The following is a 12,781-nucleotide window of genomic DNA, read 5'->3' as shown; positions in this document are numbered from 1 at the left end:
CGTGCGTGACCCGGGCTATCGCTTGACACGGTCGCGCGTGCCGCGCCAGGGTGGGCGCACGGCCGGTGCGCTGTGGGCAGCGGCGCGAACAAGGAGGTTCCCCATGGCCTCGGCTCCGGCATCCGGCTCCGACATCTCCGTTCCGATCTCGCGCGTGGTGCTGGTCGCCGCGACGGCGGCTCTCGGCGGGTTCCTGTTCGGCTTCGACACCGCGGTCATCAACGGCGCCGTCAGCGCGATCGGGGAGGTGTTCGGGGCCGGTCCGTTCCTGCTGGGCTTCGCAGTCGCGTCCGCGCTCATCGGCTGCGCCATCGGCGCGTGGTTCGCCGGCCGCATCGCCGACCGGTTCGGACGGATCAGGGTCATGATCCTCGCGGCGATCCTGTTCGTCGCCAGCGCACTGGGCTGCGGGCTCGCCTTCAGCATCTGGGACCTCTCGTTCTGGCGGGTCGTCGGCGGCCTCGGCGTCGGCGCGGCTTCGGTGATCGCGCCGGCCTACATCGCCGAGGTGTCGCCTCCCGCGCATCGCGGTCGTCTCGGCTCTCTGCAGCAGATGGCGATCGTCTCGGGAATCTTCGTGGCCCTGCTGGGCGACGCGGCGATCGTCGGGGCGGCCGGCAGCGCTACGGCGCCCTGGTTGCTGGGCCTGGAAGCGTGGCGCTGGATGTTCCTGTCGGAACTGGTTCCCGCGGTCATCTACGGGCTGCTCGCGCTCACGATCCCCGAGTCCCCGCGCTATCTGATCGCACGCGGAGAGATGCAGAAGGCCAAGGACGTGCTCACCCGCTTCGTCGGAGGGAACGTCGAGAAGACCACGACCGACATCCTCAAGACCGTGCAGGGAAAGCCCGACAGGCCGCGGTTCTCGATCCTGCGCGGCTCGAAGTTCGGCCTGCTCCCGATCGTCTGGATCGGCATCGGCTTGTCGGTGCTGCAGCAGTTCACCGGCATCAACGTGATCTTCTACTACTCGTCCACGCTGTGGCAGGCGGTGGGCTTCACCGAGCAGGATTCGCTCACCATCACGGTCATCACCTCGGTGACCAACATCGTCACGACGATCATCGCGATCATGCTGATCGACAAGGTGGGGCGGCGACCACTGCTGCTCATCGGCGCGATGGGCCAGTTCGTGTGCCTCGCGGTGTTGACGGTGGTCTTCGCCACCGCGCCGATCGTCAACGGCGAACCGGTCCTGGAAGGTGCGGCGGGGACGACCGCGCTCCTGGCGGCGAACCTGTACGTCGTGTTCTTCGGCGCGTCATGGGGGCCGGTGGTGTGGGTCCTGCTGGGCGAGATGTTCAGCAACCGGATTCGCGCTGTCGCCCTGTCGGTCGCCGCAGCCGCCCAATGGGCGGCGAACTTCGTCATCTCCACCACCTTCCCGGCCCTCGCCGCGGTGGGGCTGGGACTCGCCTATGGCGTGTATACGTTCTTCGCGTTCGTCGCGATCTTCTTCGTCATCAAGTACGTGCGTGAGACCAAGGGGCGGACCCTGGAATCGATGCTCGACGGTGCGGAGCCGAAAGCTGCCGTCGCGCCGGAGACTGCGGCGCCGTAGCGAGGTGCTCGCCCCCCGCCTCGTCGGCGGAGGGAGCCGGTCGCAAGGACGTCCGCGTCGTAGGATGGACGGATGCCCTCGCTCGGCGAACTGATCGCACCCCGCCGCTTGGGCAGGGACTTCCGCTGGCTGCTCGCCTCGTCGTGGACCAGCAACATCGGCGACGGCATCGCCCTCTCGGCGGCGCCGCTGCTGATCGCCTCGATGACCTCCTCGCCGCTCCTGGTGGCCGCCGGCGCGATGATGCAGTTCCTGCCGTGGCTGCTGTTCGGCCTGCTCGCCGGCGCGGTCGCCGACCATCACGATCGCCGTCGGCTCGTGATGCTGGCCAACGGCCTGCGGGCGATCATCGTCAGCGCGCTGGTGGTGTTCCTGGTCACCGGTCACGCGAATGTGTGGATCGTGCTGGCGACGGCCTTCCTCTACGGCACCGCCGAGGTCTTCGCGGACTCGGCCGGCAGCACGCTGCTGCCGATGCTCGTGCGGCCCACCGACCTCGGCATCGGCAATGCGCGCCTGCAAGCAGGCTACCTGGTGGGCAACCAGCTCGTCGGTCCCCCGCTGGGCGCCTTCCTGTTCGCGATCGGCTCGTTCTGGCCGTTCCTCGTGCAGATCCTGTGCGTGACGCTCGCCGTCGTGCTCATCTCGCGGATCGCCCGCACACCGCTTCCGCGGCGCGAAGAGCCCGTGCGCACCTCCCACGCGATCCGCGAGGGACTGCGGTGGCTGCGCGGCAACCCGCCGGTGCGCACCCTCGTGCTGATCATCCTGGTCTTCAACGTGACGTGGGCCGCGCCGTGGGGCGTGCTCGTGCTGTATGCCACCGAGCATCTGAACATGGGCGCCGTCGGGTACGGGGCGCTGACCACGGCGACAGCGATCGGCGGAATGATCGCGATCGGCAGCTTCGGCTGGCTCGAGCGCCACGTGTCTTTCGCGACTCTGATGCGCGTATGCCTCTCGCTCGAGGTGCTGATGCACCTCGGGTTCGCGCTCACGACGACACCGTGGGTCGCGTTCGTGCTCATGTTCGGTTTCGGTGCTTACGCGTTCGTGTGGGGCACGATCTCGACGACGGTACGCCAGCGCCTCGTGCCGATGGAGCTGCAGGGCCGCATCGCTTCGGTGAACATGGTCGGCGTCTTCGGTGGCCTGGTGATCGGGCAGTTCATCGGCGGCCTGCTCGCCCAGACGTGGGGCCTGACGGCGCCGTGGTGGTTCGCGTTCGGCGGCTCGGCGCTCACGCTCTTGCTGGTGTGGCGCTCGATCTCGCACATTGCAGCGGCCAAACCCGTCGTGGGCGGCGACCCTGTCGACTCCGGCCCGGGTCAGTCGTCGAAGGCGCCGTAGACCTCCAGCGTGTTCGCGGCCAGCTGGGCGCACAGTTCGTCCAGCTCGACCTCGAGCTGGACGGCCAGGAACCGCACCGTCACGGGGATCAGATACGGCGCGTTCGGGCGCCCTCGATGCGGCGTCGGCGTCAGGAACGGGGCATCCGTCTCGACCAGGATCCGCTCACGCGGCGTCACCTTCAGTGCATCGCGCAGGCTCTGCGCGTTCTTGAAGGTGACGTTGCCGGCGAATGACAGGTAGTACCCGCGCTCGGCGGCGATCTGCGCCATCGCGACGTCGCCCGAGAAGCAGTGGAACACCGTGCGATCGGGAGCGCCCACGCGCTGCAGCGTCTCGAGCACCGCATCGTGGGCGTCGCGATCGTGGATCTGCATCGCGATGCGGTGCTTCTTGGCCAGGGCGATGTGGGCTTCGAAGCTCTCGAACTGCGCCGCGAGGCCGTCCTGGCCGGTGCGGAAGAAATCCAGCCCGGTCTCGCCGATCGCACGCACCCGCGGCTGTGCGGCCAGCTCGTCGATCACGGCGATCGCCTCGCCCAGGCGGCCGGCCGCCGCGTAGGCCGGCGCCTCGTTGGGATGAATGGCGACGGCTGCCAGGACGTTGGGGCGGGATGCCGCGGCCCACGCCGACCAGCGGCTCGAGTCGATGTCGCCACCGGCCTGCACGACGCCCGCGACCCCCACGTCCGCCGCGCGCTGCAGCTGCGTGTCGAGGCTCAACGGCTCCTCGCCGTCCTCGATCTCGAGGTGCGCGTGGTTGTCGTACACGGGGATGGCCAGCGGCTGGGGCGGCTCGGGCCAGCGCACGTCGCCACGCCCTTCCCGGGAGCGCGTGCGCACGTAGTTGCTCGGATCAACGCTCTCAGCCACAGCGTGTCCCACTTTCTCGCTCTGGCCGCGCCTCTAGCGGTGGATTTCGGGACATCGAAGGGAGAGAAGGGGACATGAAGGGGAGAATTCGGGACACGGATGCCTCGAGCCGGTCTCAGACCGACTGCTCGACGCGCGGGAAGAGCGGTGCCAGGCCGTTCACCGACGTGCCGGGCTTCAGGAGGCCCCACGCGCCGGCGTCGCGGATCGGCTGATCCTGCAGGCGCCCGAGCGACTCGGCCGCACCCAGGGCGATCCACAGCTTCTCGGTCGAGACCGGCATCACCGGCGACAACAGCACGGCCAGCGCGCGCAGGCCCTCAGCGGCCGTGTACAGCACGGTGCCCAAGCGCTCGCGCTGGGCGTCGTCCTTCGCGAGAGCCCACGGCTCGTTCTCGGTGATGTACAGGTTCAGCGCGTCGACGATGGTCCAGATCGAGGTGATCGCCTCGTCGATGCGGAACCGCTCCATCGCGGCGTCGGCGGTGGCCGCAGCATCCGCCACCGTCTTCTGGATGGCAAGATCCTCCTCGAGATACTCGCCGGCCGGGGGTACGACGCCTTCGAAGTAGCGCTCGACCATCGCTGTCGTGCGTGAGGCCAGGTTGCCGAACCCGTTCGCCAGCTCGGCCTGGTAGCGGGCCGAGAGGTCCTCCCACGAGAACGAGCCGTCCTGCCCGAACGCGATCGCCGACAGGAAGTAGAAGCGGTACGCGTCAGAGCCGAACACGTCGGTGATCTCGGTCGGCGCGATGCCGGTGAGCTTCGACTTCGACATCTTCTCGCCGCCCACCAGCAGCCAGCCGTGCGCGAACACGCCCCTGGGCACCTCGACGCCGGCCGCCATCAGCATCGCGGGCCAGATCACGGCGTGGAATCGCAGGATGTCCTTTCCGACCACGTGATAGGCCGGCCAGCGGCGCGCGAACTCCTCCGGATCGGAGCCGTAGCCGACGGCGGTGGCGTAGTTGAGCAGAGCGTCGACCCACACGTAGATGACGTGGCTCTCGTCCCACGGCAGCGGGATGCCCCAATCGAACGCCGAACGCGAGATCGACAGGTCCTTCAGCCCGTTCTTGACGAACGAGACGACCTCGTTGCGCGCCGAATCCGGGCGCACGAAGTCGGGCACGCTCGAGTACAGCTCGAGCAGCTTGTCCTGGAACTCGCTGAGCTTGAAGAAGTAGTTCTTCTCCTGCAGCAGCTCCAGCGGCTTCGAGTGGATGGCGCAGACCTTGAGGCCCTCGAAGGCGCCGGTTCCGTCGACGATCTCGGACTCGGGCTTGAACTCCTCGCAGCCCACGCAGTACAGCGCCTCGTACTCGCCCGCGTAGATGTACCCGCGGTCGTAGATCGCCTGCACGAACTGCTGCACGCGCTCTTCGTGGCGAGCCTGGGTCGTGCGGATGAAGTCGTCGTTGGCGACGTCCAGCGTCTCCAGCAGCGGGAACCACGCCTCGGTGACGAGCTTGTCGACCCATTCCTGCGGCGTCACGCCGTTGGCCGAGGCCGCGCGCATCATCTTCTGGCCGTGCTCGTCGGTGCCGGTCAGCATCCACGTGTCGTCGCCCGCCTGGCGGTGCCAGCGGGCGAGCGTGTCGACGGCCACGGTCGTGTAGCCGTGGCCGATGTGGGGCACGTCGCTCGGATAATAGATCGGCGTCGTGATGTAGAAGGACTGGCGGCCGGAAGTCACCCGACGAGTCTAGTTCGAGCGGATCCCTCGGCCGGCGCTGTGACAGCGGGCCCCGGCATCCCCTCCCCACCCTGTTCGTTCGTCACATATGCACGCTGAAACGGCGGGATCGCGTACGTATGTGACGAACGAACCGTGGGGCGGGGCGGCGGGCGCGACGCCGGTTCAGGCGCTCGCGCGGACGACGAGGGTCGTCGGCAGCGTGATGGGCTGCGCCTCGGCGCCATCGATCACGCGCAGCAGGAGCGACACCATCTCTTCGCTGAGGCGATCCCAGGGCTGACGCATCGTGGTGAGCGGGGGCTGGTGGGTCGCGGCCAGCCCCGAGTCGTCGAAGCCTGCCACCGCGATGTCGCCGGGGACGCGCAGGCCGGCACGGTGGATCGCCGCGATCGCGCCCGCCGCCATGAGGTCGCTCGCCGCGAAGACGGCGTCGATGTCGTGCGTGCGCTCGAGCAGCCGCGACATCGCGGCGGCGCCCGAGTCCTGGCTGTAATCGCCTTCTTCCACGAGGCCGGGGTCGAAATCAGCGCCCATCTCGTCACGGAAGCCGACGAGGCGGAAGCGGCCACCCGGGGTGTCGTGCGGCCCGGCGATCATGGCGATGCGCCGGTGACCGCGCTCGCGCAGGTAGCGCGTCATCTCGCGGGCCGACCCGATCTCGTCGACCGAGACCGTCGGCACCGGGGTGTCGTGACCGAGCGGGATGCCGCAGCACACGGTGGGCATGCCGGCTCCGAGCAGCTGCTCGACGAGCGGGTCGGCTTCGTGCGACGAGATCAGCAGCACACCGTCGACGTGGCCGGCGCTGACGAAGTGCGCGACGTTGGCCCGCTCGGCCGGCGTGCCGGCCACGAGCAGCACCAGTGTCATGGACCGCTGAGCGAGGGCCTCGGCCGCCCCGCGAAGAAGCAGGGCGAATGTCGGATCATCGAACAGCAGGTGCTGCGGCTCGGTCAGGAGGAAGGCCAGCGACCCGGCCCGGCCTGTCGCAAGGCTGCGAGCGGCGTGGTTGGCGGTGTAACCGGTGCGGCGGATCGCGTCCTCGACGGCCACGCGGGCATCGGGCGAGACCCAGTGCCCACCGTTGATGACGCGCGACACCGTCCCGCGCGATACGCCCGCCGCCGCGGCCACGTCGCGGATCGTCGGCTTGCGCCGCACGGACATCGTCTCCTCCACGTCGAGTGACTCTACCCCGCCCGCAGGCGTCGAGACCGTCCCGACACGATGCGGACTGTGACCGGTCACAGTTGCGTAACGGTTGCCGGCTGCGCCGTGCATCGCGGCATTCATCTCAGGTAGAACTGTGACCGGTCACAGTCCGCGACGGCTCGTCGCGCCGATCGACCGAGTCCTACCTTCGACCCGATGGAGCGTCCATGACCTCGCCCGACCGCTGGCCCGAGATCCGGGGCATCGCCTACGGCGGCGACTACACCCCCGAGCAGTGGCCCCGGGAGGTCTGGCGCGAAGACGTCGCCCTCATGCGCGAGGCGGGCGTCAACCTCGTCAGCGTCGGTATCTTCTCGTGGGCACTGCTGGAGACCAGCGAGGGCGTCTTCGACTTCGCGTGGCTCGACGAGCTGCTCGACCTGCTCCACGCCAACGACATCGCCGTCGATCTGGGCACGCCCACCGCCTCTCCCCCGGCTTGGTTCTTCGCGAACCACCCCGACGCGCGCGTCGTGACCCGCGACGGCACCGTCATGGGCTTCGGCGCGCGGGGCATGGCCTCGCACTCGTCGCCGGCCTACCGGGACGCCATCGTCCGCATCGCCGGCGCGCTCGCCGAGCGCTACGGCTCCCATCCCGCCGTCGTGCTGTGGCACGTGCACAACGAGTACGGCGTGCCCGTGGGCGAGGACTTCTCGGAGCAGTCGGTACGGGCCTTCCGCGGGTGGCTGCAGGCGAAGTACGGCACGCTCGAGGCCCTCAACGCCGCGTGGGGCACCGCCTTCTGGGGCCAGCGCTACGGCGAATGGGAGCACGTGGGCGCACCGGCGGCCGCACCGTCGGTCGTGAACCCCGCGCAGCGGCTCGACTTCGCGCGATTCACCGACCACCAGCTGCGCCAGTGCTTCATCGCCGAGCGCGACGCGATCCGCGCCCACGCGTCGCAGCCCGTCACCACGAACTTCATGGCCAACCAGAGCTGGACGACCGACATGTGGGCGTGGGCCCGCGAGGTCGACATCGTCTCGGACGACCACTACCTGTGGGCAGCCGACCCCGAGGGCGAGATCGGACTGGCGATCGCCGCCGACCTGTCGCGCTCGGTGGGCGGCGGCAAGCCCTGGATCCTCATGGAGCACTCCACGTCGGCGGTCAACTGGCAGCCGCGCAACGTGGCCAAGCGGCCCGGCGAGATGGCCCGCAACTCGCTCACCCACCTGGCGCGCGGCGCCGACGCGATCCTGTTCTTCCAGTGGCGGGCCTCGCGCTCGGGCGCCGAGAAGTTCCACTCGGCGATGATCCCGCACGCCGGCACCTCGTCCCGGGTCTGGCGCGAGGTCGTCGAGCTCGGCGCCGGGCTGGACCGGCTGGGCGAGCTCCGCGGGTCACGCGTGAAAGCGGATGCCGCGATCCTGTGGGACTTCGAGTCCTTCTGGGCGCAGGACCTCGAGTGGCGACCGTCGGTGGACGTCTCTCACGCCGAGCGCATCCGGGCGTTCTACGAGGCACTGTGGCGCGACGGGATCACCGTCGACTTCGCCCTCCCCGGCCAGGACCTGTCGCAGTACAAGCTCGTCATCGCGCCCGCCCAGTACCTGCTGAGCGCCGCCGACGCCGCGAACCTCACCGACTACGTGGCCGGCGGCGGCACGCTCGTGGTCTCGTTCTTCTCGGCGATCGTCGACGAGAACGACGCCGTGCACGCCGGCGGATTCGTGGCGCCCCTGCGAGAGGCCCTCGGGCTGGTGGTGGAGGAGTTCCTTCCCCTTCGCGAGGGTGCCCGTCACGAGGTGCGCTGGGCCGGCTCGGCCCCCGCCACCCTGATTGCCGACGCGTGGCAGGAGGACCTGGTCCTCGAGGGCGCCGAGCCCCTGGGGTCCTACGTCGACGGTCCCGGCGCCGAGGGTGCCGCCATCACGCGCCACCGCCACGGGGCGGGTAGCGGCTGGTACATCAGCACCCGACTGGATGCCGGCAGCCTGCGCACCGTCATGGCCGAGGTCTACGCCGACGCCGGCGTGGCGGCATCCGATCATCCCGAAGGTCTCGAGGTCGTCGTCCGCCGCAGCGCGGACGCCGAATTCGTCGTCGCGATCAACCACCGCGACGAGCCGCTCAGCCTCGCCGCCACCGGAGTCGAGCTGCTCACCGGAGTCCACGTCGACGGCGCGCTGACCGTGCCCGCAGGCGGCGTCGCCGTGGTGCGCACGACCGACCACACCGCAATACCCACCACCACCGAAAGGGAACAACATGCGTAAGCAGATCGCACTCGGAGCGCTGGCGCTCACGACCGCGGTCGTGCTGGCCGGCTGCACCGGCGGCACGAACGACGACGGCGGGGGCGACGACGCCGACGGCAGCGGCGTCGAGCTCGTCATCTGGACCGACGAGGAGCGCGAGCAGGCCATCTCGGATGCCGCGGCGGCGTTCGAGGAGGAGACCGGGGCCACGGTGACCCTCGTGCAGAAGAACTTCGAAGACCTGCGCAACGACTTCATCGCGCAGGTCCCGACCGGCGAGGGCCCCGACATCACCGTCGGCGCGCACGACTGGCTCGGCGCCCTCGTGGCGGCGGGCGTCGTCGACACCATCGACCTCGGCGACAAGGCCGCCGAATTCGAGGAGGTGGCGCTCGAGGCGATGACCTACGACGGTCAGCTCTACGCTCTGCCGTACTCGCTCGAGACGATCGCGCTCGTGCAGAACGTCGACCTCGTCGGCGAAGAGGCGCCGTCGTCGTGGGATGACATGATCGCCCGCGGCCTGGCATCGGGCGCCGAGCGCCCCTTCGTCATCAACACGAACGGCGAGACCGGCGACGGCTACACGATGTACGGGTTCCAGACCTCGTTCGGCGCGCCCGTGTTCGTGCAGGACGACTCCGGCTCGTACACGTCGGAGGTCGGCATGGGCGGCGCCCCCGGCGAGGCGTTCGCCTCGTGGCTGGGCGCGAACGGCTCCGCGGGCACCGGCTACATCTCGACGACCGTCGACTACGACATCAACAACGAGCTGTTCAACTCGGGCCAGGCCCCCTACACGATCCAGGGCCCGTGGGCGATCAGCGCCTACCCCGATGTGAACGTCGCGGTGAACCCGATCCCGTCGGCGGGCGGCCAGCCGGCCGCGCCGTTCGTGGGCGTCCAGGGCTTCTACCTCAGCTCGCAGTCCGACAACGCCCTGCTGGCGCAGGAGTTCCTCGTCAACTACATGGGCACTGAGGACGCACAGCGGGCCCTGTACGAGGCCGACCCGCGCATCCCGGCGTGGTCGACCCTCGCCGAGGAGGTCGCCTCCGACCCGATCATCGCGGGCTTCCTGGCTTCGGCGCAGTCCGGCGTGCCGATGCCGAGCATCCCCGAGATGGGGTCGGTGTGGGACCTGTGGAACGCGGCGCAGTCGCAGATCATCAACGGCGCCGACCCGGTGTCGACGTGGAACACCATGGTCGCCGACCTCGAGGCGACGGTCGCCGGCTGAAAGCCGCCGGAGGGCGGGTGAGTGCCTCTCCCCGCCCTCCGGCCCCCACCGACCGCGCACAGCGACAGGAGCAACAGCATGACGGTGGACGCACCCACCACGCCGGCCTCGCCGCCCCAGACCACCGGCACGCCGGGCGGCGAATCGCACGCGCGCCGCTGGCGCGGACCGGGCTGGGGGTTCCTCGCCAAGATCGCGCTCATGGCTCTGGTCAACGCCTTCGGCGTGATGGCGCTGATCAGCGCCTTCCGCGCGGAGTCGTGGGTCGTCTTCGGCGCGACGCTGGTGCTGCTGCTGGCCGCCGACGTGGTCTACTTCACAAAGCGCGCGCTGCCGCTGAAGTATCTGCTCCCGGGCCTGGTGTTCCTGCTGGTCTTCCAGGTGTTCATCTTCGCCTACACCGCGTACATCGCGTTCACCAACTACGGCACCGGTCATGCGGGCACCCAGGAGCAGGCCGTGGAAGCGGCCCTCATCCAGGGCGAGCGGCGCATCGACGACTCCCCCACCTTCCCACTGTCGGTCGTGGAACGACTCGGTGGCGAGCTCGGCTTCGCCATCGTCGACGAGGACGGCGACGTGCAGGTCGGCTCGGCGATCGAGCCGCTCAGCGAGGCACGCGACGCCGAAGTGGGCGCGGGGGGCGTGCCGACCGAGGTTCCCGGCTGGACGGTGGTGCCGCGCACGACGGTCATCACCGACCCCGCTCTCCAGGAGCAGATCGCCTCGCTGCGCGTGCCGGTCTCGGACGACCCGAACGATGGCTCGATCCGCACGCGCGACGGCTCTTCGGGCGCGGTCTACGAATCGACGCTCGTCTGGGATGCCGACGCGCAGACCATCACCGACACGACAACGGGCACGGTCTACAGCGCCGACGATCGCGGCTCGTTCGTGTCGGACGACGGCACCGCGCTGCCCACCGGGTGGTACGTCAATGTCGGATTCGACAACTTCCTGCGGCTGTTCACCGACCCCATGCTGGCCCAGACGCTGCTCGCGGTGACCGTGTGGACCTTCGTCTTCGCGATCCTCTCGGTGGTGCTGCCGTTCGCGCTCGGGCTGCTCCTCGCCCTCATCTACAACGACGCACGACTCAAGGGCAGACGGTTCCTGCGGACCCTGTACATCCTCCCGTACGCGTTCCCCGCCTTCATGTCCGCCCTGCTCTTCCGCGGCATGTTCAACGCCGAGTTCGGCGTGATCAACGACCTCTTCTTCTTCGGCGCCGACATCAACTGGCTGGGCGACCCCTGGCTGGCGCGCGGCGCGGTGATCTGGGTGAACCTGTGGCTCACCTACCCGTACTACTTCCTGGTGTGCACCGGGGCGCTGCAGGCGCTGCCTCCCGACACGCTCGAGGCGGCACAGCTCGACGGCGCCGGACGCACGCGACAGTTGCGCTCGATCATCCTGCCGCTCGTGCTGGTGGCCACGGCGCCGCTGCTGATCTCGTCGTTCGCGTTCAGCTTCAACAACTTCACCGTGATCTACATGTTCAACAACGGCGGACCCGCGATTCCTGGAGCGCCGTACGCACTCGGGGCCACCGACATCCTGATCTCGGCGATCTACGACATCTCGGGGGTCTCGGGCGGCGCCGCCGACTACGGCCTCGCCAGCGCGCTGTCGATCCTGGTGTTCGCGGTCGTCGGCGCCATCTCAGCGGTCGCTTTCCGCCAGACCCGCAAGCTCGAGGAGTTCCAGTGATGTCCACCGCCACTGCCGTCACCGCCTCCACCACTCGCCCCGCGCCCGGCGATCGCCAGCGGTCGCGCCGCCGCCGCTGGCTCGTCGAGGTCGGCTGGAAGTACCTGCTGGCCGTCGTGGTGATCTTCTACTCGATCTTCCCGCTGGTGTACGTGCTGTCCGCCTCGCTGAACCCGCGCGGCACCCTCGCCGCCAGCAACGCCCTCTTCAGCGTTCTCGACCTGTCGAACTACGCCGCCCTGGGCGAGACCCGCTTCTGGACGTGGGCGGGCAACACCCTGCTCATCGGCGGGGTCGCCGCGATCGGCGCGGTGCTCATGGGCGCGGCGGCAGCCTACGCGTTCTCGCGCTTCCGCTTCTCGGGCCGCCGGGCGAGCCTGACCGGACTGCTCATCATTCAGATGTTCCCGCAGGCGCTCGCCTTCGTCGCGATCTTCCTCATGCTGCTGGCGCTCGGCGAGGTCGTGCCGGCGCTCGGGCTCAACTCCAAGATCGCGCTGATCTGCGTGTACTTGGGGGGTGCGCTGGGCGTGAACACGTTTCTGATGTACGGGTTCTTCAACACCGTGCCCATCGAGATCGACGAGTCGGCCAAGATCGACGGCGCGACGCACGCCCAGATCTTCTGGCGGCTCATCATGCCGCTGGTGACCCCGATCCTCGCCGTGGTCGCGCTGCTGGCGTTCATCGCTGCCTTCGGCGATTACATCATCGCCAAGATCGTGCTGGTCTCGGAAGAGAACTGGACCCTCGCGGTCGGCATGTACCAGTGGGTCTCGAACCAGCTCGCCTCCAACTGGGGGCTGTTCGCCGCTGGCGCCGTCATCGCGGCGATCCCCGTCCTCGTCCTGTTCCTGTCGCTGCAGCGCTACATCGTCGGCGGCCTCACCGCGGGGTCCGTCAAGGGCTGACGCCCGGCGCACCCCTGATCAA

At 69.2% G+C, this 12,781-nt stretch carries 9 protein-coding genes; 6 read left to right on the top strand and 3 right to left on the bottom strand.

Features of this window, described 5'->3' with window-relative positions:
* Positions 1-103: 103 nt before the first annotated feature.
* Both K0817_RS14550 and K0817_RS14545 read left to right on the top strand, forming a co-directional pair.
* A complete protein-coding gene (locus tag K0817_RS14550; protein ID WP_219982243.1) occupies positions 104-1,561 on the top strand; it encodes a sugar porter family MFS transporter in 1,458 nt (485 codons plus the stop codon).
* A gap of 72 nt (positions 1,562-1,633) precedes the next feature.
* The gene (locus K0817_RS14545) at positions 1,634-2,911 is read left to right on the top strand and encodes an MFS transporter (RefSeq protein ID WP_219982242.1); all 1,278 of its coding nucleotides are present in this window, start codon (positions 1,634-1,636) and stop codon (positions 2,909-2,911) included.
* Here K0817_RS14545 and K0817_RS14540 read toward each other — a convergent pair.
* The 3 genes from K0817_RS14540 to K0817_RS14530 form a co-directional block, all read right to left on the bottom strand.
* Positions 2,890-3,783, bottom strand: coding sequence for a TatD family hydrolase (locus tag K0817_RS14540; RefSeq protein ID WP_219982241.1), 894 nt, complete (start codon positions 3,781-3,783; stop codon positions 2,890-2,892). The two genes, K0817_RS14545 and K0817_RS14540, sit on opposite strands and share 22 nt — an antisense overlap.
* A gap of 115 nt (positions 3,784-3,898) precedes the next feature.
* Positions 3,899-5,479, bottom strand: coding sequence for a methionine--tRNA ligase (gene metG / locus K0817_RS14535; protein ID WP_219982240.1), 1,581 nt, complete (start codon positions 5,477-5,479; stop codon positions 3,899-3,901).
* 165 nt (positions 5,480-5,644) lie between these two features.
* Positions 5,645-6,649, bottom strand: coding sequence for a LacI family DNA-binding transcriptional regulator (locus K0817_RS14530; RefSeq protein WP_219982363.1), 1,005 nt, complete (start codon positions 6,647-6,649; stop codon positions 5,645-5,647).
* Positions 6,650-6,861: 212 nt separating this feature from the next.
* Here K0817_RS14530 and K0817_RS14525 point away from each other — a divergent pair, with 212 nt between their 5' ends.
* The 4 genes from K0817_RS14525 to K0817_RS14510 all read left to right on the top strand — a co-directional run bounded on the left by K0817_RS14525 (position 6,862) and on the right by K0817_RS14510 (position 12,759).
* The gene (locus K0817_RS14525; protein WP_219982239.1) at positions 6,862-8,916 is read left to right on the top strand and encodes a beta-galactosidase; all 2,055 of its coding nucleotides are present in this window, start codon (positions 6,862-6,864) and stop codon (positions 8,914-8,916) included.
* A complete protein-coding gene (locus K0817_RS14520) occupies positions 8,909-10,138 on the top strand; it encodes an extracellular solute-binding protein (RefSeq protein ID WP_219982238.1) in 1,230 nt (409 codons plus the stop codon). The genes K0817_RS14525 and K0817_RS14520 overlap by 8 nt, the downstream gene beginning before the upstream one ends.
* Before the next feature lie 78 nt (positions 10,139-10,216).
* Positions 10,217-11,848, top strand: coding sequence for an ABC transporter permease subunit (locus tag K0817_RS14515; RefSeq protein WP_219982237.1), 1,632 nt, complete (start codon positions 10,217-10,219; stop codon positions 11,846-11,848).
* Positions 11,848-12,759 carry a sugar ABC transporter permease gene (locus K0817_RS14510; protein ID WP_219982236.1) on the top strand — a complete coding sequence of 304 codons (912 nt, stop codon included), beginning with the start codon at positions 11,848-11,850 and terminating at the stop codon, positions 12,757-12,759. Before K0817_RS14515 ends, K0817_RS14510 begins: the two co-directional genes overlap by 1 nt.
* Positions 12,760-12,781: the final 22 nt, after the last annotated feature.

The organism is Microbacterium sp. HD4P20 (genome assembly GCF_019449275.2).
Classification (GTDB): domain Bacteria; phylum Actinomycetota; class Actinomycetes; order Actinomycetales; family Microbacteriaceae; genus Microbacterium.
The sequence above is the reverse complement of the archived record's forward strand: the minus strand, read 5'-3'. Positions and strand labels throughout refer to the sequence as shown.